19 protein-coding genes are annotated in these 26,085 nt (G+C 44.9%); 9 read left to right on the top strand and 10 right to left on the bottom strand.

Annotated features, from left to right (window positions below):
• Positions 1–2 precede the first annotated feature (2 nt).
• Entirely contained in the window at positions 3–830 is an 828-nt protein-coding gene (locus ACQZ43_RS06540) for a hypothetical protein (RefSeq protein ID WP_430615150.1), read from the bottom strand.
• Positions 831–957: 127 nt separating this feature from the next.
• Here ACQZ43_RS06540 and gcvP point away from each other — a divergent pair, with 127 nt between their 5' ends.
• The 4 genes from gcvP to ACQZ43_RS06520 all read left to right on the top strand — a co-directional run bounded on the left by gcvP (position 958) and on the right by ACQZ43_RS06520 (position 8,468).
• Entirely contained in the window at positions 958–3,807 is a 2,850-nt protein-coding gene (gene gcvP / locus ACQZ43_RS06535; RefSeq protein WP_430615149.1) for an aminomethyl-transferring glycine dehydrogenase, read from the top strand.
• A gap of 146 nt (positions 3,808–3,953) precedes the next feature.
• Positions 3,954–5,120, top strand: coding sequence for an alpha/beta hydrolase (locus ACQZ43_RS06530; protein ID WP_430615148.1), 1,167 nt, complete (start codon positions 3,954–3,956; stop codon positions 5,118–5,120).
• Position 5,121: 1 nt separating this feature from the next.
• Positions 5,122–6,342: a PepSY-associated TM helix domain-containing protein gene (locus ACQZ43_RS06525; protein WP_430615147.1), complete on the top strand. Its 1,221-nt coding sequence runs from the start codon at positions 5,122–5,124 to the stop codon at positions 6,340–6,342.
• Positions 6,339–8,468 carry a TonB-dependent receptor domain-containing protein gene (locus ACQZ43_RS06520; protein WP_430615146.1) on the top strand — a complete coding sequence of 710 codons (2,130 nt, stop codon included), beginning with the start codon at positions 6,339–6,341 and terminating at the stop codon, positions 8,466–8,468. The genes ACQZ43_RS06525 and ACQZ43_RS06520 overlap by 4 nt, the downstream gene beginning before the upstream one ends.
• Before the next feature lie 142 nt (positions 8,469–8,610).
• On the opposite strand, the gene ACQZ43_RS06515 is transcribed toward ACQZ43_RS06520, so the two are convergent.
• Entirely contained in the window at positions 8,611–10,995 is a 2,385-nt protein-coding gene (locus ACQZ43_RS06515) for a TonB-dependent receptor (RefSeq protein ID WP_430615145.1), read from the bottom strand.
• 83 nt (positions 10,996–11,078) lie between these two features.
• A complete protein-coding gene (locus ACQZ43_RS06510) occupies positions 11,079–12,317 on the bottom strand; it encodes a DUF4374 domain-containing protein (protein ID WP_430615144.1) in 1,239 nt (412 codons plus the stop codon).
• Between the two features lie 457 nt (positions 12,318–12,774).
• On the opposite strand from ACQZ43_RS06510, the gene ACQZ43_RS06505 reads away from it, so the two are divergent.
• Positions 12,775–13,833: a 3-oxoacyl-ACP synthase III family protein gene (locus ACQZ43_RS06505; RefSeq protein WP_430615143.1), complete on the top strand. Its 1,059-nt coding sequence runs from the start codon at positions 12,775–12,777 to the stop codon at positions 13,831–13,833.
• Positions 13,834–14,078: 245 nt separating this feature from the next.
• Here the strand turns inward: ACQZ43_RS06505 and ACQZ43_RS06500 are convergent, their stop codons facing one another.
• Complete coding sequence (locus ACQZ43_RS06500) at positions 14,079–15,542, bottom strand: lipopolysaccharide biosynthesis protein (RefSeq protein ID WP_430615142.1); 1,464 nt, start codon at positions 15,540–15,542, stop codon at positions 14,079–14,081.
• Positions 15,543–15,638: 96 nt separating this feature from the next.
• Here ACQZ43_RS06500 and ACQZ43_RS06495 point away from each other — a divergent pair, with 96 nt between their 5' ends.
• The 4 genes from ACQZ43_RS06495 (at position 15,639) to ACQZ43_RS06480 (ending at position 18,598) form a co-directional block, all read left to right on the top strand.
• Positions 15,639–16,166 (top strand): methyltransferase, encoded by a 528-nt coding sequence (locus ACQZ43_RS06495; RefSeq protein WP_430615141.1) that lies wholly within the window; start codon positions 15,639–15,641, stop codon positions 16,164–16,166.
• A complete protein-coding gene (locus tag ACQZ43_RS06490) occupies positions 16,163–17,011 on the top strand; it encodes a glycosyltransferase family 2 protein (RefSeq protein WP_430615140.1) in 849 nt (282 codons plus the stop codon). Before ACQZ43_RS06495 ends, ACQZ43_RS06490 begins: the two co-directional genes overlap by 4 nt.
• A gap of 67 nt (positions 17,012–17,078) precedes the next feature.
• Complete coding sequence (locus ACQZ43_RS06485) at positions 17,079–17,825, top strand: MlaE family ABC transporter permease (RefSeq protein ID WP_430615139.1); 747 nt, start codon at positions 17,079–17,081, stop codon at positions 17,823–17,825.
• Positions 17,822–18,598, top strand: coding sequence for an ABC transporter ATP-binding protein (locus ACQZ43_RS06480; RefSeq protein ID WP_430615138.1), 777 nt, complete (start codon positions 17,822–17,824; stop codon positions 18,596–18,598). The genes ACQZ43_RS06485 and ACQZ43_RS06480 overlap by 4 nt, the downstream gene beginning before the upstream one ends.
• 370 nt (positions 18,599–18,968) lie before the next feature.
• On the opposite strand, the gene ACQZ43_RS06475 is transcribed toward ACQZ43_RS06480, so the two are convergent.
• The 6 genes from ACQZ43_RS06475 to ACQZ43_RS06450 all read right to left on the bottom strand — a co-directional run bounded on the left by ACQZ43_RS06475 (position 18,969) and on the right by ACQZ43_RS06450 (position 25,920).
• The gene (locus tag ACQZ43_RS06475) at positions 18,969–20,048 is read right to left on the bottom strand and encodes a mannose-1-phosphate guanylyltransferase (RefSeq protein WP_430615137.1); all 1,080 of its coding nucleotides are present in this window, start codon (positions 20,046–20,048) and stop codon (positions 18,969–18,971) included.
• Positions 20,049–20,052: 4 nt separating this feature from the next.
• Complete coding sequence (locus tag ACQZ43_RS06470; RefSeq protein ID WP_430615136.1) at positions 20,053–20,670, bottom strand: SprT-like domain-containing protein; 618 nt, start codon at positions 20,668–20,670, stop codon at positions 20,053–20,055.
• A 12-nt stretch (positions 20,671–20,682) separates the two neighbouring features.
• Complete coding sequence (locus ACQZ43_RS06465; protein ID WP_430615135.1) at positions 20,683–21,360, bottom strand: SDR family NAD(P)-dependent oxidoreductase; 678 nt, start codon at positions 21,358–21,360, stop codon at positions 20,683–20,685.
• Between the two features lie 216 nt (positions 21,361–21,576).
• Positions 21,577–23,217, bottom strand: a complete 1,641-nt coding sequence (locus ACQZ43_RS06460) for a pyruvate dehydrogenase complex dihydrolipoamide acetyltransferase (protein WP_430615134.1) — start codon at positions 23,215–23,217, stop codon at positions 21,577–21,579.
• Between the two features lie 5 nt (positions 23,218–23,222).
• Positions 23,223–24,221: a pyruvate dehydrogenase (acetyl-transferring) E1 component subunit alpha gene (pdhA, locus tag ACQZ43_RS06455; RefSeq protein ID WP_430615133.1), complete on the bottom strand. Its 999-nt coding sequence runs from the start codon at positions 24,219–24,221 to the stop codon at positions 23,223–23,225.
• A gap of 307 nt (positions 24,222–24,528) precedes the next feature.
• A complete protein-coding gene (locus ACQZ43_RS06450) occupies positions 24,529–25,920 on the bottom strand; it encodes a nucleotide sugar dehydrogenase (RefSeq protein ID WP_430615132.1) in 1,392 nt (463 codons plus the stop codon).
• Positions 25,921–26,085 lie beyond the last annotated feature (165 nt).

Raw genomic sequence — 26,085 nt, 5'->3', positions numbered from 1 at the left:
ACTTAACTAAAAAATTTCTCGCCGACAACGAGCAACCACCACACTATGGGCACGCTTTCGACCCAAAACAAAGTGAAGTATTTGGTTTGCTTGGGTGAGGCCTTCCAGGTAAAAAACAGTACTAGGGCTGCGATGAGGGTATTGTTCCACGCCTGTATGGGCTGAAAGCCCGCTTTGAAAAACTCCAAAAAGAAAAAGGGAATCAGCAGTAACAGGATCAGCCGCTTGGTTTGGAGTAGACCCAAGGTTTGAGGTACGGTTTTTAGTTTTTTGTCGTCGAACTGCAGATCGACAATTTCAAAAATCAGGATGAGGATCAGCACGAGAAAGAAGCGCTGTAGAAATTTGATACCGATATCGGGAGTCAAGTCGAGTCCGGCGTTGACCGCGGGAATAATCAGGGTGACACCCGCCCAGCAAAAGGAGACTATATAGATTTTAATCCCCGCCCAATTTCGCAGATTGGGAATTTTAGGGTTTATTGGAATCGCATATAGCAAGCACAGCAGCAACAATCCCAAGGTGACGAGTTGTGCGGGTGGCGCGAGCATAAAAAAGCTGATTGCCGCTACGCTCAAAGCCAGCATGCTCAGCCCGGCAATCGCTTTGATGTTGGACGACCAGGGTCGTTTGCCCTTGTAGATCGTTTCGGCGTATTTGATAAAGTTATAGGAAAAGAGCGTACCCGAAAAGGCCAAAGCGGAGACCGGCGCATCAAAGGGTAACCGACAAAAGTAAAAGGTCATTTGAACCAAGGCAAAAACCGCCACAGCCACGTGCACACTTGCATGGAGATACAGATTAAAAGCCGTTCGAATTGGGTTATTCATAGGATGGGTTCTCTAGGAAGCTGTAATTTAAACACATTTTCAAAAATAGGTTCTATAATCGGTAAAAATACCGGATTTATGGTTATTTTTGTATGCTTAAACACAACTTATCTTTTATAATAGTAGAATGAAAAAAAATGCATTTGCTTTAAGACACATTGGTCCAAGACCGACGGATTTGGAACACATGTTAAAAACTGTTCAAGTTGACAACATAGAACAACTGATATACGAAACTTTCCCAGACAATATTCGGTTAAAAAAAGACTTGGAGTTAGAGCCCGCTATGACAGAATATGAGTATTTGGCTCACATTCAAGCCTTGGGTAATAAAAACAAGGTTTTCCGCACTTATATCGGTATGGGTTACCACGAAGCGATTGTACCTGCTGCTATTCAGAGAAATATTTTTGAAAACCCAGGATGGTATACCGCTTATACGCCATATCAGGCAGAGATTGCTCAGGGTCGTTTAGAAGCACTTTTAAATTTTCAAACTACGGTTATCGAATTATCGGGTATGGAAATCGCCAATGCCTCTTTGTTGGATGAGGGAACCGCAGCTGCTGAGGCTATGGCTCTTTTATTTGATGTGAGAACCCGCGATCAAAAGAAAAACAATGCCAATAAATTTTTTGTTTCCGAAGCGATACTTCCACAGACGCTATCCATATTAGAGACGCGTTCTACGCCAATCGGCATTGAGCTGGTGGTGGGAAATCACGAAACTTTTGACTTTTCAGAAGCGTATTTCGGAGCCATTTTACAATATCCAGGTAAATACGGTCAGGTATTCGATTATACCGACTTTATCCATATCGCCAAAACCAAAGACATCAAGGTAGCTGTTGCTGCGGACATCTTATCGTTAGTCACGTTAAAGTCTCCGGGAGAAATGGGTGCCGATGTGGTAGTAGGAACGACGCAGCGCTTTGGAATTCCACTGGGATTCGGAGGACCTCATGCCGGTTTCTTCGCCACTAAAGAGGAACACAAACGCAGCATGCCAGGACGTATCATTGGGGTTTCTCAAGATGCCGATGGAAACCGTGCTTTGCGCATGGCCTTACAAACGAGAGAGCAGCATATCAAACGCGAAAGAGCGACTTCAAATATCTGTACAGCACAGGTTTTACTAGCTGTTATGGCGGGAATGTATGCGGTTTATCACGGTCCTAAGGGATTGGAATTCATTGCAAATGACGTTCATACCAAAGCGGTTACCGTTGCTAAAGCGCTAGGAAAATTGGGCTTTAAACAAAAAAACAGCGATTTCTTCGACACGCTTTTAATCGAAGCGAATTCATCTAAAGTGCGCGCCATCGCGGAACATTATAGTGTAAACTTTAATTATATCGACGAGCAAACGCTTTCTATCTCTTTAAACGAAACGGCTAATTTAAGCGACATCAATACCATTGTAGAGATTTTTGCAGAGGTTGCCGATAAGGATTTCTTTAAAATTACCGAAATCGAAACGGAGGTTCATTTCGCGGAAAGATTAGCTAGAAACACCCCGTTTTTACAGCACGACGTATTTAACAGCCACCATTCTGAAACGCAATTGATGCGTTATATCAAGCGTTTAGAGCGCAAGGATTTGGCTTTAAATCAATCGATGATCTCTTTGGGATCTTGTACGATGAAGTTGAATGCTGCTGCAGAAATGCTGCCGTTGAGCAACCCACAGTGGAACAACATCCACCCCTTTGCTCCAGCCGAACAAGCGGAAGGTTATATGACCATGCTTAAAGCTTTGGAAGAGCAATTGAATGTGATTACGGGATTTGCAGGTACATCTTTACAACCCAACTCAGGTGCACAAGGGGAATATGCCGGTTTAATGGCTATTCGCGCTTACCACCACGCCAATGGCGACTTACAGCGAAACATCGCTTTGATTCCCGCTTCGGCACACGGAACCAACCCCGCATCTGCTGCTATGGCAGGGATGAAGGTAGTGGTGACCAAAACCACGGAAGAGGGAAATATCGATGTGGAAGACTTGAGAGCTAAGGCCGAATTACACAAAGACAATTTATCTTGTTTAATGGTTACCTACCCGTCTACTCATGGGGTATACGAAAGTGCCATTACCGAGATTACGAATATCATTCATCAAAATGGCGGTCAGGTTTATATGGACGGTGCCAATATGAATGCGCAAGTTGCGATGACCAACCCGGCCAATATCGGTGCGGATGTTTGTCACTTAAACTTGCATAAAACCTTCGCTATTCCACACGGTGGTGGAGGACCAGGAGTAGGACCTATTTGTGTAGCGCCTCACTTGGTACAATTCTTACCGTCTAATCCATTGGTTAAAACCGGTGGCGAAAACGCCATCAGCTCTATTTCGTCTGCGCCTTACGGTTCGGCTTTAGTGTGTTTGATTTCTTACGGTTATATCGTGATGTTGGGTGCCGATGGTTTGAAAAAAGTAACGGAACAAGCGATTTTAAACGCCAACTATATGAAAGCGCGTTTAGAAGGTCATTACGACATTCTCTATACGGGTGAAAAAGGAAGAGCGGCTCACGAAATGATTGTGGACTGTCGTTCGTTTAAACAAAACGGCATTGAAGTAACCGATATCGCCAAGCGACTTATCGATTACGGTTTCCACGCACCAACGGTATCTTTTCCTGTTGCAGGAACTTTGATGATCGAACCAACGGAAAGCGAAAGCGTGGACGAATTAGACCGTTTCTGCGATGCGATGATTGCCATCCGCAAAGAGATTGCCAACGCCACCTTAGACAATCCTGTAAACGAATTGAAAAACGCACCCCATACTTTAGCGCTATTAACGGCTGACAACTGGGACCTGCCTTATTCAAGAGAAAAAGCGGCTTACCCTATTGCACACGTGGTAGACAACAAATTCTGGCCAAGTGTACGTCGAATTGACGATGCTTATGGCGACAGAAACTTGGTGTGCTCTTGTGCTCCTATTGAGGCATACCTCGAAAACTAAGTTTTACAACTTCATTTATATTCCTTTAAGGGCCTTCAATCGAGGCCCTTATTTTTTTGACTTTTTAATCCGTATTTATTTAGACTAATTATAAATAATGATTATATTTGTGTTTTTATTAACCTATTTCTACGTTATACGAAACCATGTTCTCCCTCAAAAAAAATCCATTTATCACCCTACTTATTATTATCCTTTCCCTAACACCGGTCACTGCGCAGGAAATCATCGGCATAGGTGAAACCCGAATACTCCGCTCGCGCATACTCGAAGAAGACCGGCAAATTCAAGTTTACCTGCCGCCTTCATACCGCAATTCCAATCTCGAAAAAACCACTTATCCCGTGCTTTATCTCTTGGACTCGGAAAGCCATTTTCACTACCTCAGCGGGTATGTCGAAAAACTGTCACAAGGACCTTATGCCGCTATTCCAGAATTGATTGTCGTAGGTATTGTCAATACCCATCGCTCGCGCGACCTCACCCCTAGCGTTACTCTTGATCGAGCTACTCAAAAGCCGGATTCGCTCAATTCCGGTGGTAATGACCGCTTCTTTTCCTTTATAAAGGAAGAGCTTTTTGCCTGGGTCGAGCGCGAATACCGAACCGACGATTACAAAATTTTAATCGGCCATTCCTACGGCGGTATCACCGCCTTAAACGCCCTATTGAACCACACCAAAATGTTTCAGGCCTACGTCGTACACGACCCCAGTATTTGGTATGACCAGGAACTGCTGTTACAACGCTTTGAGCAAGCCTCACACGCGGATTTACTCCATAGTAAACTCTTCCTCACTCAGGCGGGAGACACTTTTAAAAGCGGCAAACTCGAAGTGCACTTCAACGCGATTAAAAAATTTCGGGCACTCTTGGAACTGGGTACGCTAAAAAACTTGACCTGGAATTACCAGCAATACGCGCAGGAAGACCACGGTTCCATACCGTTGATCGGCAATTTGGACGGGCTGCGCTATATTTTTAAAGGCCATCAAATCGACATCAAATCCGTAGCAGACCAACCCGAGCTGATTGCCGCTACCTACGCAAAACTCAGCGAGGAGCTCCACTTTCCGTTTCATCCCACAGAGGTTTACGTAGACCGGGTAGCACACTATCTGTTGCGCAGCAACCATTTCGAACAGGCATTTCGCTATTTCATGGAAAACGCAGAACGCCATCCCCGCAGTGCTAACGCCCAGTATTCCCTATACCAATACCACCTGAAAATCGACGGAAAAACCGACGCCGCCATTCATTTAAAAAAGGCAGAAAAACTCGGTTATACCCTCACTCAAACACCTCAACCTTAAAATGGCACGACAACAACCGCTCAGCTGGAAACAAAAGACCAAAAAGATAGTGGGTCAACTGCATTTGTGGTTGGGTTTACTCTCTGGAATCGTCGTCTTTATCGTATCGATTACCGGTGCGATTTACGTTTTTAACGAAGACATCACGCATTTTACCAGACGTCACGTCATTTATCACGGGGAAAAAGACATCGAGCACAAAAAACCACTTTCAGTTTACGAATTGCAGCGCTTGGTCAATGCCCAGGTGCAGGAAGAAATCACTTCCGAGGATGTGACCATACCGATAGACAAGCACCAGTCGTATCAATTTGGCTTTCACAAAACCAATCGAAAGGGCTGGAACTACTTCGACACCTACCTCATTTATAAAAACGCCTATGTCAATCCCTATACCGGAGAGGTATTGGGGGTGTATAACATACGCGAAAACATCTTCTTTTTTACGATGATACTGCACCGATCGCTCTTGCTCAATGGCGGCGTTGGAAGTTTAATTGTCGGTATATCGACCATCATCTTTACCGTGATGTTGATAACGGGCATCGTTTTATGGTGGCCCAAAAACAAAAAGGCGGCGAAGCAGCGGTTTTGGTTTCGCTGGAAAAACGTCAAGGGCTGGAAGCGAAAAAACTACGACGTGCATAACATCTTGGGATTTTACTGCTCCTTAATTGCCTTTATCGTAGCCATTACGGGGCTTTTCTTGTCGTTCCGCGTAATGACTACCGGCGTGTATATGCTGCTGTCTGGCGGAACCACCGCCTATCCGGATTTCAGTCACTACAAGACCACTGCTCCCGAATCTCAAGAGACACCGCAAACCATTGAAGACATCATTGAAAAAGTGCGGTATCACTACCCGGATGCAGCGTCTTTTGGGTTGGATTTGGAAGACCACGAAAACAGCGACCACCACCACGACAATTTGAGCATATACGTCAAAAACAGTCCTTTTACCTATTACGACAACCACTTGCTCATCTTCGACGAGCATTCGGGAGCGCTGTTGTTTAACCGCCCCTACCACGAGCAGACCATTGCCGAAAAGGTGGTCGGAGCCAATTACGACATCCACGTCGGTGGAATATTGGGATTTGGCGGAAAAATATTGGCGTTTGTATCCAGTCTGATTTGCGCCTCCCTACCCATCACCGGTTTTCTAGTTTGGTGGGGACGAAAAAAGAAAAAAAAGAAGTCCACTCAAACCGTTACCTCATGAAAAACAACTATATCCTGGCCTTATCACTGCTGTCGTTATGCAGCTATGGGCAGACCGAAGCGCAATTAGACAGCCTGATAGCGCTGCAAAACACCCAGCTTGGCGAAGTGATTATTTCGGCCAAGAAGCCGCTGTTTACTCAGAAATCCGATAAAATGATTTTTAATGTCGAAAACAGCGTATTGTCTGAAGGCAGCAATGTCTTAGACCTCTTGTCACGGGCTCCTGGAGTAGTGGTAGGACAAGACGGTACCCTTTCCCTACGCGGAAAAAGCGGTGTCAGTGTCATGATCAACGGTAAAATGACCTACCTCTCCCAAAAGGACTTGGCCAATATGCTCAAATCCACCAGCTCTAGCGCTGTCAAACACATCGAAGTCATTACCAATCCCTCTGCCAAATACGATGCTGCCGGAAATGCGGGCATCGTCAATATCGTGCTTAAAAGCGCGCAGTTGACAGGACTAAGCGGTACTGTTTTTAGCAATTACGGACGCGGGAGAAAGAACAGAACCAACTCGGGTTTTAGCTTGAATTACGCCCAAGAGCGGTTTAGTCTCTTTGGCGACTACAGCTACACCTTTAGAGGCGAAGAAGAGCGAAAAACATTTGAACAAACGTTTTATCACCCGAGCCAGGCTTCCCTACTCGACAGCAAGACGCAGCAATACAATACGACCGATGAACCACTGACTTCGAATAATTTTAAAATCGGCGCCGAATACGCCCTGACCCCAAAAACCCACCTCGGTTTTTTGGTCGATGCCAAACTCGGTCGTTATGAAAATATAGTCCGTGGCAGCAATACCCTTTACAACGGCGCCGACCAGCTGCTCACCGATGCCCTAACGCAAAACCACAACAGGGAATCGTGGAATGACCTGAGCTACAGCATCAACGGACGCCATCAGTTTAACGAAAAAGGCGGCTTGCTCAACTTTGATGTCTTATACAAAAACAACAGCTTTCATTCCAACCAACTTCAAAGGGCCAACTACCTACACATCGACCCCGAATCGACCGTAGCGTTGCGAAACAGGCGGGGTCAAATCCCGTCTGCCTTAGAGGTTTGGGATGTCACCCTAGACGCTACCATCCCGTGGAATGCGCACCACGATATGGAAATCGGATGGAAATCCAGCATCAAGTCCAACGACAACCCGACAACCTACGAATTTGAGGAAGACGGACACTGGGTTTTAGACCCCAACACCACCAATCACTTTGTCTTTAAAGAGCAAATCCACGCGGCTTATGTCAATTATAAGTACCAAGCAAACAGATTCCAGCTGCAAGCCGGTATTCGTATGGAATACACCGATATCGATGGTGAACAACGTGCGCTACAGCAGCGAAATGCGGATAGCTACACCAAATTCTTTCCGAGTTTATCGATGAAATACGAATTCAGCGAACAGCATTCCCTGCACACTTCGTACAGCAAACGCATTAACCGCCCCAGTCACTTTGACCTCAACCCCTTTAGGTTTTACGACGACCCCTTTAACTACTGGTATGGGAACTCCGACTTGATTCCGGAGATCAGCCATTCGACCGAACTGGGATACAGCTGGGGCAATTGGTTTATGATTGCGCTATATTGGAGTCAGACCCAAGACGTGATGACCTCGGTATTCGATTACGATTCCGCGACCAACACCACGGCATCGACTCAGAAAAATCTCGACAACTCCTATAATTACGGCATCAACATCAGCAGTTCGGTGCGCGTATATTCGTGGTGGACGAGCAGTAATTTATTGAATGTATTCGAAAACCGCTACCGGGGAAGTTATTTGGATCAGCGGATCGATACGCAACGCGCCACCTTTACCGTGAGTTCTCAGAATTCGTTTCAGCTCGTTGAAGGCTTGCAGGCAGAAGCCAACGGGCAATACCATGCCAAATCCAATATCGGCCTGTTTGAACGGGCTGCTCATTTCGATTTAACCTTGGGGCTATCCAAGCAGCTACTCAAGGAAAAGGGCACCTTAAAACTCTCGGTAACCGATGTTTTGAGAACGCGTAACTACGAGATATCGTCTTATACCGCGCAGGCTAGAATCGACAAGGTGTACCAGTTAGACAGCCGCATTGCCACAATCTCCTTTACGTATAAGATTTGATGCAATACCGAGGTTATTTGCGGTGACCCCGCTCCATAAAAAATGCTAGACGTATCGGTCTAGCATTTTTTTTTACTCTTCCCAGGAAGGGATTTATAGTGGGAAATAGAAGGTATCCCTTATTTTGCTCGGGTGTTATCGCTTAGAAGAAGTAACGCACTTTTCCCGAAAAGCTCCTACCGGGTTTTTGTAGGCTAAAGTTGTCGTAGACCATTTTATCGCCGAGATTGCGGCACTCTATGGTGAATTGAAATTTCTCTTTTTCGCCGAGGGTATAGGTCGCGATTAAATCGTGGGTGAGTTGCTCGGGTATCAGGCGCTTACCGTCGTTTTTATCGCCTTGACTGGGCCATAGCAGATAAAATTCATGGATGTACATCATCGAATATCCGAAACTCAGGTTGTCGCTTTTGCCTGCCCATAAATCCTTGAAGGTATAGGAGGCATCTGCGTTGCCGTATAAATAGGGAACATTGGGCAAACGGTCTTTATAGACGAGGCTTTGCACGCCTTCGACAAACGGGGTGTTGTTGAGCATTTTCTGATAGGTACCATTGATTCCGACAGAAAGCTGATCTTTGTACAAATAGCGCCACTCCGCCTCGATTCCGTAATTGATTACGGCGGCAAGGTTTTCCGACATTTGGTAATTTTCTTTAAAGTCCAATTTTTGTCTAATAAAATCTTTGGAATCCCTATAGAACAAATTGGTATCGAATAGCAGTCGGTGGTCGTGAAGTGGCCATTGGAGGTTAAAGCCAAAATTGTAGTTGTCACTGATCTCAGGACGCAGGTTGACGTCGCCGATCATGTTGATCATGTCGCCGAAAATCTCCGAATTATCGGGTAGTCGGATCGCTTTTTCAAAGGAGGCTTTCAGTTGGAAGTTGTCGTGAATAAAATAGGAAGCGGTTAGGCCGTAGCCGTATTCATCGTAGGTTTTTTCGAACTGCTCATAGGCGATATCGCCCCATTTTCCACTGGGATTATAGGATTGGCTGTATTTGTTGACCTGATTGTAATACTTGACAAAGGCCGAGGCGCTCCAAGTGGTGTTCGGTACAAATTGATAGCTCAAACCCGATATGTTCTTGGTGGTCTTGGCGGGCTGTTCGTATTTGTCCGCTTCTGGAAACAATTCGTCACTTCCCTTTCTGTTAAAGAAGTTCAGGGTATTGCTCAGGGCAAAACCATGGCGTTCTCCCAACTGGTATTGCAGAGACGAGGAGAGCATACCGTTGTTGTTTTTGTATTTATACATCGAATAATCGCGTTCGCCTCCTGCTTTTTTGTTTTGCAATTTGTAGTCGATATAGTCTCCTGTCCATCCATATCTGCGGTATAAGGTGTCTATATTTTGCTCTGTACCCAAATTGTAATTGGCGTTGACATTCAAGCTCAAGCCGTGAAGCAGGAAATTCTTTTTTTGATAGACGAAGGAGGGCATCACGATATTTGCCCGGTGGTGCAATCCGCCGAAAATCGTTTCCATACGGGCTCCGGTTTGGATTTCCTTATAGCTTTGCCCCAAGGTGATCCCGAAGGCTATTTTATCGGCAAACTTTTTGTCGATCAACCCGACTTGTCCGACAAAGGTTTCGTTGTGGTACTGATCGTGGAAGCGCTTAACTCGCGCGCCTTTTTCCAAGAGTTTTCCCGAATTTAAATCGTATAAATCCACTTTGACCTTATAGTCGTTGTCGGAAAAATTTTGGAAGGCGTTGATTTGTGTAAAAAAGCCGTTGTCGGCGGCATAGATAAAATTGACATTTGAACGGTGGGTATTAAAGGAGCCGTAGGAGTACGACAGGTCCAAACTGGTTTTGCTGTAGTTGTTTGTAATGATGTTGACGGCTCCTCCCAGGGCATCGGACCCGAGTCCGACGGGAACGACTCCCTTGTATACTTCGATGCGCTTGGCCAGGTTTATCGGTATGTTATTGAGCTGAAAAGCCGAGCCAAAGTGATCCATGGGGATGCCGTCCAAAAAGAATTTAATTTGATTTCCGCCATAGCCGTTCATCGAGAAATTCATCGTAGAGCCCACGCCGCCGCTTTCTCGCACCCGCATACCCGATACCTTGTTTAAGGCGTGTCCGATATCCATAGTGGTGTGGTGCAACTTAACGGCATCGATCACGGCCACATTAAAGGCTTTTTCTTTGATCTGTTGGATTTGATCCTTTGCGGTGATGTTGATTTCCGAAAGGGCATTCACTTTGTATTCCAGCTGAATCGATGCGACTACACTGCCGTCTTTGACCACTATTTTTTTGGTAAAGCCGTAGTAGCCCATGTCGTTCACCTCTAGGGTAAAGTCGCCATTTTTGACATTTGCAAAGAGGTACTCTCCCCGGCTGTTGGTTTCGGAAAACTTGTTGTTCTCTTTTAAAACCACCAGCACCTTAGCTACGGCCACGCCATCTTGATCGGTTACCCGGCCCGAAATGGTTAGGCGTTCTTGAGCAAAACCCATTTGAATCGCCGTTAAAATCAGGAAAGCCATCCATTGTATCCGTTTTTTCATACTGTTATTTTTAGTCTGTTTGTAGTGTAGTAAAGGCAAAACAACCCGTTGGGAGTTGTTTTGCCTTTAATAGATTTTAGAAACTATTCTGCCGAAACTTTAGAAATTGCAGTGATTCTACCACCTTCCACTTTCAGACCTTTGGTAGCCGTTGCTGCTGCGGCGTCAAATTTATAGACGAAGGCCCCTTCTGCGGCGTTGATACCGACGTAAACGGTTTTACCGTCCATAGGTGCATAATCGCCTTTGGTGGCGAACCCGCTATCTTTTAGATTATTGGGCAAGCCCGTTACCCATTTAAAGGATTTGGCGTATACGTTGATTGCGGCAAATTTGATTTCGTCGTTAGTAGCGGCTTTATCTTGAATCAGGCGCGCAATAAAGTTCCCATTGCCCGCATATTTAAAGCCGACAATATAGTAACCACCGGAAACCTGTTCGAGGTCGAAGAAGTAGTTTTTGTCGAAATCTACCGTATTCCGGTCTATTTTAACGATGGCCGACGGTTTTGTGGTCAGCAATTGATCTTGATCACCTTTGACATTAGCTGATGAAAATCCATAGGCATCGCCTTTTTCATCGCGCTCCAAACCGTTGAGGTAGTAACCGCCCAAATAACTGGTTCTGTCGTCTGTAATCACTTTTTCGAGTTTCATGCTCGGGTAGTCATAAACCGCAGCCCAAGAATTATTGGCGTGAGCGGTTCCCCAAACATCGCCACCCGCGATTCCGCGTATACTCATATATGGCGCAATGAGTTTATTTCCCATCATTGTAAAACCGGTAAAATGGGCTCTTTCGCCGTTGTTGGCCAATTCTACGATGTCTATGGCACCGCGGTTGACAATTTCATTGGCCGCAGTACTCACCTGAAACCACTGTGCTTCTGTTTGACCCGAGCGCGGAACCTTGCACAGCATAATATCGCCATTGGCTTCGGCAATTACCTGTACGGTTTCGGTTACAAAGTCGTGGGTTTTCTGCAGTTTACCGTTGGTGTTTAAGGCATAGGTCGTTACGGCTCCTGGTCCGCCCTGACCGTATAGCATGCTGTAGAATTTGTTCTTAACCGTTAAGTAATAACGGTAACCGTCTTGTTCAATTCCGTTACCGCTGGTAGAGATACTACCGCTGTCTAAGGATTCTGCGGTCAATAGATAATCGGCGGTATCGGAGAACTCTACCGGCACTGCTGCAATGACATAGCGCTCTTGTCCTTTTTCGATGGGAACCACCGGCGTATTATCGTCTGATTTGTCGCAAGAAATGGCTAAAGCCCCGGTAAATAGCATTGCGAAAATGCTGCCTTTCACTTTTTTCATCTGTATTGTTTTTATTTAGTCTTAATAATTATAATGCAAAACTATTGGTTAATCTGGTTAAAACATAATTTTTCATTAACTTTATTTTTAATCAGTCTTAATAAGTACTATGTTTGGCATTGACAATTTTTAACAAATGGGGAGCACGCTATAAATTGGAATAAATCCAATAAATGTTTGGATTTTATTAAAATATTTCATAAATTATAACGTATTCCTATACAATAGAAAACGAAGGCCGTGAGCCAACAGTACCCTAATAGACTGTCAGTTAGCCTTGATTGGGAGAAAAAATAACGGATATAAAAAAAAGTGCGCTAGAAAAAAGGAGCGTCTTTGTCTACCAACTAAAAATTAATTACTACTTTTATATGTAGAGGCAGTAAAAAACAAGGTTTCAGCTACCCACAATTAACAGTTCTTTTCCGCGTTAGTTACTAAATTTCAAATAAAAAACATGAGTGTAAGAATAATAGGTTCGGGGAGCTTTGTCCCAAAAAACGCGGTTACCAATAAAGATTTCGAAAAGTTCGATTTTCGGGACGAAAACGGAACAGCCTTAAAACACTCCAACGAGGTTATTGCTAGAAAACTCCAGGAGATTACGGGCATCGAAGAGCGGCGTTATATCGACGACGACAAATTGACTTCGGACATGGGGTTTTACGCGGCGCAAAAAGCGATTGCCACGGCTCAGATCGATCCCGAAACCTTGGATTACATCATCTTTGCGCACAATTTTGGCGATGTTAAAAAAGGGGCTATACAAACGGATTTGCTGCCTACCTTGGCGGCGCGTGTCAAACACAATTTGCGCATAAAAAATCCGCGTTGCGTGGCCTACGACGTGCTTTTTGGATGTCCGGGCTGGCTTGAAGGCTCGATACAAGCCAAGGCTTTTATCGATGCGGGTATTGCCAAACGGTGCTTGGTCATTGGGGCGGAGACGCTTTCGCGGGTTATTGACTTACACGACAGGGATTCGATGATTTACGCCGATGGCGCTGGGGCAACGGTCTACGAATACAGCGAGGAAGCCGGTGGCATCTTGGCTCACGAAACGGGCTCGTTTACATACGAGGAAGCCTTTTATTTGTTTTTCGGAAAATCGTATAACACCGATTTAGATCCCGACACGCGCTACATCAAAATGCACGGTCGTAAAATCTACGAATTTGCCCTGCAACAGGTGCCTCAGGCCATGAAAAACTGCTTGGACAAAAGCGGTGTAGCCATAGACCAAATCAAGAAGATTATCATTCATCAGGCCAATGAAAAGATGGACGAAGCCATAGTTTCGCGCTTTTATAAATTATATGATCGCGAGGTGCCTTCGAACATCATGCCGATGAGTATTCACATGTTGGGCAACAGCAGTGTGGCTACTTTACCTACGCTGTTTGATATGATTATGCGCCACGAGATGGTTAACCACCAATTTCAGCAAGGCGATGTGATTCTCTTTGCCTCGGTAGGCGGCGGTATGAACATCAACGCGATGGTGTATCAATTTTAACTTTATAGCAAACTAAATGTTCGCAATATGCGGGCTATCTTTTATATAGGCGCAGTGTTTGTCGGTAGCGACGAGCAGCTGCGCCTTTTTCATGGGCAAAGCTCTGCTTCGCGACGATGCAGCACTGCTGTATTAGCCCCGATAGCAGTGGCATCCTTGGCCGAAGCGCTAGCAAAGGCCAAGATACAACGGATAGCGGGCGGCAGTCGTCGCAGGCTGCAATGCCGACTTGCTCCAAAAAATGTTTAGAAGTATTTGGCCATGAAGTGACGGATCCAATACTTTACTGGCGGACACCAGGGGCTGAGATACAGCACGGCGGTATTGACCGTCAAAATCAAAAACACTCTTAGCGCAAAGTCGATACCGTGTATTCCGCTTAACGGCAAGCTATACACCACCAGCAAGCTGCTGCCAAACAAGGCCGCCATTTTAAAGAAATTCCAGTCAAAGGGCAGCAATTGCATTTTTTTGTAAATGTAATAGGTCTTGGCCGCGTTGAAGAGCGTGAGCGAAAACAGCGAGGCATAGGCCACACCGATGATGCCCAAATCCGTTTGGGTGAGCAACAAGACATTGAGGGCCACATTGAGCACCATCAAACTCAAAATAGACACGAGATTAAAGCGGTAATACTTGGAGTACGAAATGATTTCGGTATTGAATCCCGTAGACATATTGATAACCACATTGACGCCCAGCAGCAAAATAACCGGTATGGATGGGGCCAGGTTGTCGTAAGTGGGCATCATCTTAAAAAGGGGTTCTATTCCCACTACGATACAGGAGTACAACAGGGCACCGATAAAAAACAGGGTTTTGGAAACCTCCTTGTACTTTTGGTTCAACGCCTGCCATTGTTCCCTTTTGATAAAATCGGATATGACCGGGGCATAAAGCGCAAATACGCCCATGGCGGGAATGGACAGCGCCGACGCCAGGGTTACGGCAATATTGTAGGTCCCGTTGGCTTCGAAGGAAATGAATTCGGGAATCATTAAGGAATCGACCCGAAAGGCAAAAAAAGAGCCAAAACTACCGGCAAAGGCATAAAGGCTGTAGGAGTAATATTGACGCTTGTCGATTTGCGCAAACAAATCGTCGAACTGGCTGTAGATTTTAAACGGAAATTTCTTATAGACGTAAAAGCCGACCAATGCTGCTATAACACCAAAGGAAAACACGTACATCCACAGGGCTGAATCGCGCTCGATTTGCTGGAACAACACCAGGAGAAAGAGCGCGGGCAAAACCACTTTGGGGATGATTTTTTCGTATAAGGTGGGCACGGCTAGTTTTTGCAAGTTGGTTGCTTGTCGGCGAAACAATTCGATATAGGCCATAAAAATCGCCAATACAAAGCCCATCCAAATATAGTCCATCGAGGGGGTCCACGAAAAGTTGGTGCTCAGCAACAACACTAAAAATCCGGCTACGGCCAGCTTAAAAATAGAAAGCAGGCTAAAGCCAAACAATTTCTGTTGTAACTTTGCGTTGAGGTTGGGATAGAAATTGATTAAGGCGTGGGTACTGCCCAGGACCAAGATGGGAAACATGATTTGCGTGCAGGCTTCGACATATCGAATGATGCCCAGCAGCTCTTTATTTCTCGGATAAATCAAGACGGTAGAAACGACTCCAATCAACACACCGGCGTAATTAATTACCGTAAAGAGTATGGCTTGCTTGGTCGAAATTTTTTTACCCATGGATCACACCTAATTATTCATACAAATATACTTTCTAAAAACGGTAAACGACTAATTTTTTTAACTTTGTATCTGCAACATCTTCTATAAAACTATATGTACGAACATACTTACCCCGCGAAACGATTCCAAATTACCTTGGATTTTATAGAAAAGCACCTGTCGAAATCGGATAAGATACTCGACTTAGGAATTTCCAATCCGCTTTCCAATCAGATGCTGGATCGGGGATTTCGCGTGCGCAACACCCAGGGAGAGGATTTGGATGAGGATTTTAGCGCCTTGCTCAAAAACGACTACAACGTCCTAACGGCTTTTGAAATTTTTGAGCATTTGCTCAATCCGTATACGGTTCTAAAACAGTGTAGCGCGGACAAAATCATCTTGTCGGTTCCCCTTCGCCTGTGGTTTAGCCCGGCTTACCGCAGCAAAACCGATATGAGAGACCGCCATTATCACGAATTTGAGCGTTGGCAATTCGATTGGTTGATCGAAAAAGCGGGTTATCGGATCGTAGACCGTCAAGAGTGGACAAATCCGGTGCGAAAATTGGGTATACGCCCGCTATTGCGCTTCTTTACGCCGCGTTACTATATGGTTTATGCCGAAAAAATAAAAGGATGAAGTACTGTTTGATTATTCCCGCCTTTAACGAACAAGCCTATATCGGCCTGACTTTGCAATCTTTGGTATCGCAAACGCGCGTGGCCGAACAAATCATCGTGGTGGACGACAATTCCACCGATCAGACGGCGGCAGTGGTGCGGGAGTATCAGGCACATTATCCCACGATCGACTTGGTGCGCCTTACCTCCGACCGCATTCACCTGCCGGGCAGCAAAGTCGTACAGGCCTTTCAGGCCGGTTATGCGCATTTGGACGGGATTCCCGAGGTGGTTGTCAAGTTGGATGCCGATTTAATTTTACCTCCGGACTACTTTGAAAAGGTGCTGGCGGTTTTTGAGCGCGATCCCAAAGCCGGTATGGTGGGCGGCTTTGCCTATATCGAAAAAAACGGCCAATGGGTGTTGGAAAACCTCACGGACCAAGATCATATTCGCGGGGCTTTTAAAGCCTATAGACACACTTTTTTTGAGCAGATGGGCGGATTAAAACCGGCCATGGGCTGGGATACCGTCGACGAGTTGCTGTGTCGTTTTTACCATTGGCGGGTGATTACCCTACCGGAATTACGGGTTAAACACCTCAAACCCACCGGTGCGAATTACGACAAAACCGCCCGGTATAAACAGGGGGAATCCTTTTACCGCTTGCACTACGGGTTGGCCATTACCGCTATAGCCTCGGCAAAACTCGCCTTAAAAAAGAAGCGCCCCGCGCTCTTTTTTGACTATATACGCGGGTACTTCCAAGCTAAAAACCAAAAACAAACCTATTTGGTGACCGAAGAGCAAGGGCGTTTTATACGCGCGTATCGTTGGGGAAAAATAAAATCCAAGCTATTCTAAGTCATTTTTTAATTTCAATACGCAGAAACTCAATTGTAATTGGTAATTTAGCCATTATTTAAAATTTATGATTCGACAAATCTTAACTCAAATAGGAAAATACTTCATCATGCTAAAAGAGATTTTTAGCAGGCCTACCAAATGGAGTGTTATGCGCGAATTAATCTTTAAGGAAATCGATGAACTCATCATCGGATCTTTGGGGATTGTAGCTTTTCTATCCTTCTTTGTCGGTGGTGTAGTAGCGATACAAACCGCCTTAAACTTGACCAATCCTCTAATTCCGAAATACCTGATTGGTTTTGCTACCAGACAGTCGGTAATTTTAGAGTTTGCCCCAACCTTTATATCCATTATCATGGCGGGTAAAATGGGGTCTTTTATTACCTCTACCATTGGAACCATGCGGGTAACCGAACAGATAGATGCCTTAGAAGTTATGGGAATCAACTCTTTAAACTACTTGGTTTTCCCTAAATTGGTGGCCTTGTCGCTCTATCCTTTTGTCATCGGAATCAGTATGTTTTTGGGTGTATTGGGAGGATGGGTTGCCGGTGTAGCCGGTGGCTTTGTAACCTCAGAGGAATTCATTACCGGATTGCAAGATGAGTTTATACCTTTTCACATCGTATACGCCTTTATCAAAACGGCTCTTTTTGGATTTTTACTGGGTACGATTCCCTCTTTTTACGGATATTATATGAGTGGTGGTGCTTTGGAAGTGGGTAAAGCCAGTACTACGGCTTTCGTTTGGACCAGTGTGGCCATTATTTTGACCAACTATATATTAACGCAATTACTCTTAAGCAAATGATCGAAGTTCAAGATATTGAAAAATCCTTTGACGGACAAAAGGTTTTAAAGGGTATTAGCACCACTTTTGAAACGGGAAAAACCAATCTGATCATCGGTCAAAGTGGTTCGGGAAAAACGGTCTTGCTCAAAACGCTTTTGGGCGTTCATATACCCGATACGGGAAAAATCATCTTCGACGGCCGCGTGTATTCGGATTTATCCAAAGACGACAAGCGAACATTGAGAACGGAAATCGGTATGGTCTTTCAGGGAAGTGCGCTTTTTGACTCGATGACCGTAGAGGAAAACATCGCTTTTCCCCTGCGGATGTTTACCAAAAAAACCACCAAGGAAATCATGATGCGCACCAATGAGGTGATTGACCGGGTCAATTTAGAAGGTGCCAATAAAAAACTGCCCTCTGAAATTTCAGGCGGGATGCAAAAACGAGTGGCCATTGCCCGAGCGATTGTCAACAATCCGAAATACTTGTTTTGCGACGAACCCAATTCGGGATTGGATCCCAAAACGGCGATCGTCATCGACAACTTAATTCAAGAGATTACCCATGAATACCAAATTACCACGGTAATCAACACCCACGATATGAACTCGGTTTTGGAAATCGGTGAAAACATCGTATTTTTAAAGGATGGGGTCTTGGCCTGGACGGGCACGCACAAAGAAATTTTGCGCACAGAAAACGAGGATATCGTAGACTTTGTGTACTCTTCGGAGCTGTTTAAAGAAATAAGACGTGTGAGTTTGCAAATGGATACTAATAAAAAATAAAATAAACAGCTATATTGTAAATAAAAAGTGTATTTTTAACAATGTTAGTTATTATTCTTAAAATAGTTTAAATCAAGGCTGTTTCACCACGTGAAACGGCCTTTTTTTTTATGGCAAAACGCAGCGATGTCGCCGGCCTGTTCCTCGAACGTTATCAAAGCGTTTTCGCAGGCTAAGAACAGCGACTACGGCAATTTAAAAGCTAGCCGTTCTTCGCGAATGAGGGTATAGCCCACCACTAGCCTGTGTTTGACATAGGCTGCCTCAGGCTGTTGTATGGCGTATCGCCTTCGCTGCTGTGCTCGTTTAGCGCCACGCCACAATTCCTCCTATAAAAAAAAACGAGCCCTCATTTGGACCCGTTTGCGCTTTAGTCTTTTTCCTTGGGAAAGAGCTGTTCGGTTTTGGACAAGATTTTTTTAATGTCTTGCTCCTTCTTCTTGGGATAGATCAGCAATACATCTTTTTTATCGACAACGATATAGTCGTGGAGCCCGTCGATGACGACCAATTTGTCGGTTTCGGTTCGCACGATATTGTTGGTTGCGTTGTCCATGACTACGCGCGCATTGATGATGGCATTATCGCCGCTATCCTTGGGTAGTTTTTCATATAGTGACCCCCAAGTACCGAGGTCGTTCCAGTCAAAAGTAGCGGGCAATACAAACACGTTGGTCGCGTTTTCCATGATGGCGTAATCGATGGATATGTTTTCTGCCTTGGAATAATTTTCTCCTATAAAATCCTGTTCGCGATCGGTGTTATAAAAGGCTTCTCCGCCTTCGAACAACGTCATCATTTCGGGTTGAAATTGGCTAAAGGCTTCCAATATAGCCGATACACTCCAGATAAATATTCCGGAATTCCACAAGAAATGTCGGCTTTGAATAAATTTGCGCGCCGTAACATAGTCTGGTTTTTCCCTGAATTGCACGACCTTTTTTACTTGGCTGCTGTCGAGTTTATCAAATTCGATATAGCCGTAACCCGTATTGGGGAAGGTAGGCAAAATACCCAGAGTCATCAATACGTTATCGCGCTCGCAAATATCAAAGGTGCGTTGCAAATTGGCCACAAATTGTACCTCGTCTTCAATCCAATGGTCGCTCGGTGCCACCAACATTACTGCATTGGGATTTCTCTTTTTGATCTTCATGGCAGCATACAGTATACACGGAGCGGTATTGCGCATATCCGGTTCCAAAATCACTTGATTCTGGTCTACGGAAGGCAATTGTTCCATGACGATATCCTTATAGGCCTTATTGGTTAGCACCAGAATATTTTCTTGGGGTATCAATTGGGCTAGTCTGGAAAACGTCTTTTGGATTAGGGTTTCGCCAGTACCTAACATATCGTGAAATTGCTTTGGAAACTCGGGTGTGCTCACCGGCCAAAACCGAGAACCAACACCACCTGCCATCACTACAGCATAATAATTACTGCTCATAAATTTATTTTTTATTGATGTATGCGGAGAGGAGTTCTACCTCTGCATTGGGCTTAAATGTATACATTCTTCCCGAATCTACCTCTAAACATTCAAATCGTTTTACGCGCAAAGGACCTCTTTTAAAAACTTTTCCATTGGCAATCTTAAAATAGCTTCCCAAAGGCACTTCATAAATAAAGAAGACCGAGGAATTCTTATCGTCAAATTGCTTAAGCGCTATGGAAAGCGCGGCATCGGTATCGCTGCTGGCCGATGGGTTTCTAAAATGGCGGGCCAACAGGGGCAACAATTGGCTGGGATAAATTTCGGGCCGTATAAAGGGCAGCATTAACCGCTGAAAAGTCATTTTCCATTCTACACCATGGGGCTTAATACGGCTTCCGTACTGTTCGATGGCCACCAGATGTGCGATTTCGTGAATCAGCGTCATCAGAAAGCGGTATTTATTCAAGCTGGCATTGACGGTAATTTGATGTTGTCCGTGAATGGTCTTGCGGTAATCGCCGTGTCTAGTGGCTCGCTCGTTGACGATTTTTAAATGGATCTGATGTTGTTTGATCAATTCAAAGGCTGCTGTCAGGGCATTTTCCGGTAAATAAGGTGCCAATACCTCTTCCACTACGCGCTGCTTTTATGGGGTTGTACTCGAAGCTTGCAGTACTTTTCCGTTAAAATATCTGTTTCCATTTTGTGCGAAATGCACGATGTATTCCGCCATTTCCTGCGGGTCTACCGGAGCTAAATAGCCGGGAAATGCCTCGTCTAACATTTCGGTTTGCACCGCGCCTAAAGCGATTACATTAAACGAAATACCCAGTTCTTTATACTCTTCTGCCAGGAGTTCCGACAGGGTAATCACGGCGCCTTTGCTCGAGCTGTAGGCCGCAAGTCCAGGGAACTTCATGCTGCCTTGGATTCCGCCCATACTGCTGATACTCACCACGTGACTTCCGTTGTTTAAATACGGCAAACACAATTGAATCAACGAGGCTACGGCAAATACGTTTACGCGATATACGTATTCAAACTCCTCCGCCTTAATGTCTTCAAAGGACTTATTGACGATAGCTCCAGCATTGTTGATCAGGATGTCTACGTGCGTCCAGTTTTTTTGAATATAGTCGTTGACCAGCTGGAGATCGGCCGCTTTGGTAATGTCTACCGACAAGCAAACAATGTTTTCATTGCCCGCCAATTCATCCGCAAGCTTTCGCGAAAGGGCCAATACTCGGTGTCCTTCTGCGGCAAATTGCAAGGCCATTTCCAGGCCTATTCCCCTGCTTGTGCCCGTAATAATTACATTTTTCATTACTTAAAATTTAATTTGACTTCCCGGAATCCGCGCTACAGCGTCGGATCGTAGTCGGAAGTATTTTATCTTTAAAATCTACGCTCAAAAATCGAGCTTTTATTTGCAAAACACGCTAAATTAATACTCTAACGTTTAACTAAAAAATTTAATGTCTAAAAATGCAAAAACCCGTTTGTATTCCAAAACGGGTTTTTACCTACTTATGTTGTGGTATTACGCCAGCATGGTCACGGGGTTTTCTATAAAACTGCGCAGTGTTTGTAAAAACTGTGCTCCTGTAGCACCATCTACGGTTCTGTGGTCGCAAGCCAGGGTTACGGTCATGGTATTGCCCACAACGATTTGCCCGTTTTTAACCACCGGTTTTTCGATAATGGCTCCTACGGAGAGGATGGCCGAGTTGGGTTGATTGATAATCGAAGTAAATTCTTTGATTCCAAACATTCCCAAATTCGAAACGGTAAACGTACTTCCGTCCATTTCTGACGGCTGTAGTTTTTTGGTTTTGGCCTTTCCCGCTAGCTCTCTTACAGACGCGCCAATTTGCGTTAGGCTCAACTGGTCTGTAAAAGGCAGTACGGGTACCACTAATCCATCTTCAACGGCAACGGCTACACCGATATTAATATGGTGATTGATGATGGTTACTTCATCGGTCCATTGCGAATTGACTTGTGGATGTTTTTTAAGTGCCATAGCACAGGCCTTAACGACCATATCGTTGAACGAGACTTTGGTTTCTGGCAGGGTATTGATTACCCCACGAGAAGCGATGGCCTGATCCATATCCAATTCGATGGTAAGGTAGTAATGCGGTGCGGTAAATTTAGATTCTCCCAAACGACGTGCGATGGTTTTTCTCATCGAAGAATTTTTGATTTCCTCTCTGTTGATTTCACCGGCAGCTACAAAGGCTTTGGCCGCAGGAGCAGCTGCTGTTGGAGTAGCTGTACTGGCTGCTTTTGCAACGGGTACAAAATTCTCTATATCTTTCTTCACTATTCGTCCACTTTCGCCAGAGCCCTTGACATCTTGTAGTGAAATCCCCTTGTCTTTAGCTATTTTTCTCGCTAAAGGCGAAGCAAAAACCCTTCCGTTGTCGTTGCTGCTAGGGCTGGCTTGTTCGGTGGGCGTTACTGCGGTGTTTTGAACGTTTTTCTCGTCGCTTGCCGCTGTGGTTGCCGTTTGCTCTACCGGAGTTTCAGCAGTGCCACGAGCCACGATATCGGCTACATCGGTGCCCGCAGGTCCGATAATTGCCAATACGCTATCGACCGGAGCCGATTCGCCTTCTTGAATGCCGACATACAACAGGGTTCCCGATTGGAAAGACTCAAATTCCATCGTCGCTTTATCGGTTTCGATTTCGGCGAGTATATCGCCTTCATCGACTTGATCACCCACTTTTTTAATCCAAGTCGCTACGGTACCATCGGTCATGGTATCGCTTAAGCGCGGCATGGTCACTACCGTTACCCCTTTGGGCAATGCAGCAGCTTTGGGGGCCTCTACGTTGGTTTGGGGCGCTGTTTCTGCAACAGGAGTACCTTCGGTTTTTGGTATTTCTTTGCTTTGCTCGGGTTTACCTCCGCTGATCAAAGCCGAAATATCCTCCCCTTCTTTTCCAATAATGGCTAAAAGGGAGTCAACGGGAGCCGATTCGCCTTCTTGAAGTCCGATGTACAACAAAGTACCCGAATGGAAGGATTCAAATTCCATCGTTGCTTTATCGGTTTCGATTTCGGCGAGTATATCGCCTTCTGAAATCGTATCACCCACTTTTTTTAACCACGTTGCCACCACACCATCGGTCATGGTGTCGCTCAAACGCGGCATTGTAATTACTTCTGCCATATCAATTATAGTTTATGAGGTAAAAACGGGTAGTTTTCTTGTTCGTAAACAACATCGTACATCACGTTTTTATCCGGGTAAGGAGAATCTTCTGCGAATTTTTCACATTCGGCAACTAAATCTTTAACTCTTTGATCGATTACTTCCATTTCTGAAGTTGTTGCGTAGTTGTTCTCCAATATAATATCCAACACTTGTGTGATTGGATCGATTTTTTTGTATTCTTCTACTTCTTCTTTCGAGCGGTAATTTTGTGCATCAGACATGGAGTGTCCTCTATAGCGGTATGTTTTCATCTCTAAAAACGTAGGTCCATCTCCACGACGCGCTCTTTCGATGGCTTCAAACATCGCTTCGGCCACCTTTACCGGATTCATTCCGTCTACGGGTCCACAAGGCATTTCATAGCCCAGTCCCAATTTCCAGATATCGGTATGGTTGGCGGTTCGCTCTACGGAAGTACCCATGGCATAACCGTTGTTTTCCACGATAAAAACCACTGGTAATTTCCAGAGCATAGCCATGTTAAAGGCTTCGTGCAAAGAGCCTTGTCGGGCTGCACCATCGCCAAAATAGGTCATGGTTACACCGCCTGTATTAAAATATTTATCGGCGAAAGCCAAACCGGCACCTACTGGAATTTGCGCTCCAACAATACCGTGTCCTCCGTAAAAATTGTGTTCTTTAGAGAAAATGTGCATCGACCCCCCCAAACCTTGAGAGGTTCCTGTGGCCTTACCCAACAATTCTGCCATAATACGCTTGGGATCAACTCCCAAACCGATCGGTTGAACGTGGTTTCTATAAGCCGTAATCATCTTGTCTTTTGAAAGATCCATCGCATGTAAAGCTCCTGCCAACACCGCTTCTTGTCCATTATATAAATGCAAAAAACCTCGTACTTTTTGTTGAATGTATAAAGCCGCAAGTTTGTCTTCAAACTTTCTCCAAAAGAGCATGTCTTCATACCACTTTAGATAAACTTCTTTTGTAATTTCTTTCATAATGTAGATAATATTATATTTCTCTGGCTATATTTCCCGCTAAACCGCTGGCGCTGTTTATAAAAACACTTTCCAGTCCGTATCTCAGTCTATAACGCTTCTTTATCTTGGCGGAATATACCGCTTTTAACACGGGGTTTCTTCATCGACGGATTCCGTGAAGTAGCAAAAATAGCATATCCCTTTTAGATGAGAAAATTTATTTAGAGGATTTTATGATTCTCCAAAACATAGCGGCTGTTTTCGGGCAAAAAAGCGCTTTTTCCTCGGGATTTTTATGCACTTAGCCATTCCAATACCGTTTAAACTAGCGGCCGATTGCCGCATATATAAATCCGATTTTTTCCAATTTGGCTTTATCCAACACATTTCTACCGTCAAAAACAAAGGCGGGTTTGTGCATCTGTTGGTAAATGCGTTCCCAGTCGTAGGTATTAAACTCCTCCCATTCGGTTAGTATGGCGATTGCGTGTACATTTTGACAGGTTTGATAGGGGCAAGGGTGTACTTGAACCGACTTTTCATTGTCGATTTCCGCTCGGCTGTTTAGATAATTCAAATCTGCATATACTTGTTGGGCGGTTACTTTGGGGTCGAATACCTGTATTAAGGCTTGTTCGTTTAACAGGTAATCCGCTACATAAATCGCGGCTGATTCGCGGGTGTCGTTGGTATCTTTTTTAAATGCCCACCCCAAAAAAGCGATTTTCTTATCGGATACGGTATTGTAAAGTGTTTTTACAATTCGGTGGGCAAAGCGCTGGCGTTGGTGGTTGTTCATGATGATCACTTGCTCCCAATAATCGGCAACTTCGTCCAGACCATAGGACTTGGCGATATAGACCAAATTCAAGATATCCTTTTGAAAACACGAACCACCAAAACCGACAGAGGCCTTTAAAAACTTGGATCCGATACGACTATCCATTCCGATGGCCTGTGCGACCTCAGTGATGTTGGCGCCAGTTTTCTCGCAGAGCTCGGAAATGGCATTGATAGAGGATACGCGTTGCGCCAAGAAAGCATTGGCCGTTAGTTTGGACAATTCAGACGACCACACATTGGTGGTCAATATCTTTTCTGCGGGTACCCATCGGGCGTAAATATCGACCAAAGCGCGAACGGCCCGTTGACCATCGGCGGTTTCTTCCCCGCCGATCAATACGCGATCGGGGTTAAAAAGATCGGCCACGGCGGTACCTTCTGCCAAAAATTCGGGATTGGATAGGATTTGAAACTGAACGGGATTGCCGGTATTGTCTAAGATATTTTTAATTGCTGTAGCGGTGCGTACCGGTAGTGTGGATTTTTCCACTACTATTTTGTCGGTCGTGGCCACTCGGGCAATTTGGCGGGCACAAAGTTCGATATACTTCAAGTCCGAGGCCATCCCCTTGCCCAAGCCATAGGTTTTTGTCGGGGTGTTTACCGATATAAAAATCATGTCTGCGCGATCGATAGCAGTATCGACATCGGTAGAAAAAAACAGGTTTCGCCCTCTGGCCTCGCGTACGATATCGCTCAATCCCGGTTCGTAAATCGGCAGTTTCTCAAAATCCTCGCTATTCCATGCGGCGATTCTTGCGGCATTGACATCGACGACGGTTATCTGTATATCTGGACATTTCTGAGCGATTACCGACATGGTTGGTCCACCTACATAACCCGCACCGATGCAACATATATTCTGAATCTTCATCTCTAAATACGCCTTTAAATTGTACTAGCAAATATAGCAAACTCTTGTTGCATCCCTTGTATTAAATAGTCGGAATTGCTTTTAAAGTTTTGCCAATTAAAGCCCTTTTACCCTCTTTTTGCCCGGAGGCACTGCACATATAGTTACTTTAAAATCCGAATCACC

The organism is Flavobacterium sp. JP2137, from assembly GCF_050562195.1.
Taxonomy (GTDB): Bacteria; Bacteroidota; Bacteroidia; order Flavobacteriales; family Flavobacteriaceae; genus Flavobacterium.
The sequence above is the reverse complement of the archived record's forward strand: the minus strand, read 5'-3'. Positions and strand labels throughout refer to the sequence as shown.

What these genes read in the sequence shown, in the direction of transcription:
- pdhA (WP_430615133.1), bottom strand. Translation starts at nt 24,221, where the DNA reads ATGAAAGAAATTACAAAAGAAGTTTATCTAAAGTGGTATGAAGACATG.
- ACQZ43_RS06450 (WP_430615132.1), bottom strand. Translation starts at nt 25,920, where the DNA reads ATGAAGATTCAGAATATATGTTGCATCGGTGCGGGTTATGTAGGTGGA.
- gcvP (WP_430615149.1), top strand. Translation starts at nt 958, where the DNA reads ATGAAAAAAAATGCATTTGCTTTAAGACACATTGGTCCAAGACCGACG.
- ACQZ43_RS06530 (WP_430615148.1), top strand. Translation starts at nt 3,954, where the DNA reads ATGTTCTCCCTCAAAAAAAATCCATTTATCACCCTACTTATTATTATC.
- ACQZ43_RS06485 (WP_430615139.1), top strand. Translation starts at nt 17,079, where the DNA reads ATGATTCGACAAATCTTAACTCAAATAGGAAAATACTTCATCATGCTA.
- ACQZ43_RS06525 (WP_430615147.1), top strand. Translation starts at nt 5,122, where the DNA reads ATGGCACGACAACAACCGCTCAGCTGGAAACAAAAGACCAAAAAGATA.
- ACQZ43_RS06515 (WP_430615145.1), bottom strand. Translation starts at nt 10,995, where the DNA reads ATGAAAAAACGGATACAATGGATGGCTTTCCTGATTTTAACGGCGATT.
- ACQZ43_RS06540 (WP_430615150.1), bottom strand. Translation starts at nt 830, where the DNA reads ATGAATAACCCAATTCGAACGGCTTTTAATCTGTATCTCCATGCAAGT.
- ACQZ43_RS06460 (WP_430615134.1), bottom strand. Translation starts at nt 23,217, where the DNA reads ATGGCAGAAGTAATTACAATGCCGCGTTTGAGCGACACCATGACCGAT.
- ACQZ43_RS06490 (WP_430615140.1), top strand. Translation starts at nt 16,163, where the DNA reads ATGAAGTACTGTTTGATTATTCCCGCCTTTAACGAACAAGCCTATATC.
- ACQZ43_RS06465 (WP_430615135.1), bottom strand. Translation starts at nt 21,360, where the DNA reads ATGAAAAATGTAATTATTACGGGCACAAGCAGGGGAATAGGCCTGGAA.
- ACQZ43_RS06475 (WP_430615137.1), bottom strand. Translation starts at nt 20,048, where the DNA reads ATGAGCAGTAATTATTATGCTGTAGTGATGGCAGGTGGTGTTGGTTCT.
- ACQZ43_RS06500 (WP_430615142.1), bottom strand. Translation starts at nt 15,542, where the DNA reads ATGGGTAAAAAAATTTCGACCAAGCAAGCCATACTCTTTACGGTAATT.
- ACQZ43_RS06480 (WP_430615138.1), top strand. Translation starts at nt 17,822, where the DNA reads ATGATCGAAGTTCAAGATATTGAAAAATCCTTTGACGGACAAAAGGTT.
- ACQZ43_RS06510 (WP_430615144.1), bottom strand. Translation starts at nt 12,317, where the DNA reads ATGAAAAAAGTGAAAGGCAGCATTTTCGCAATGCTATTTACCGGGGCT.
- ACQZ43_RS06520 (WP_430615146.1), top strand. Translation starts at nt 6,339, where the DNA reads ATGAAAAACAACTATATCCTGGCCTTATCACTGCTGTCGTTATGCAGC.
- ACQZ43_RS06505 (WP_430615143.1), top strand. Translation starts at nt 12,775, where the DNA reads ATGAGTGTAAGAATAATAGGTTCGGGGAGCTTTGTCCCAAAAAACGCG.
- ACQZ43_RS06495 (WP_430615141.1), top strand. Translation starts at nt 15,639, where the DNA reads ATGTACGAACATACTTACCCCGCGAAACGATTCCAAATTACCTTGGAT.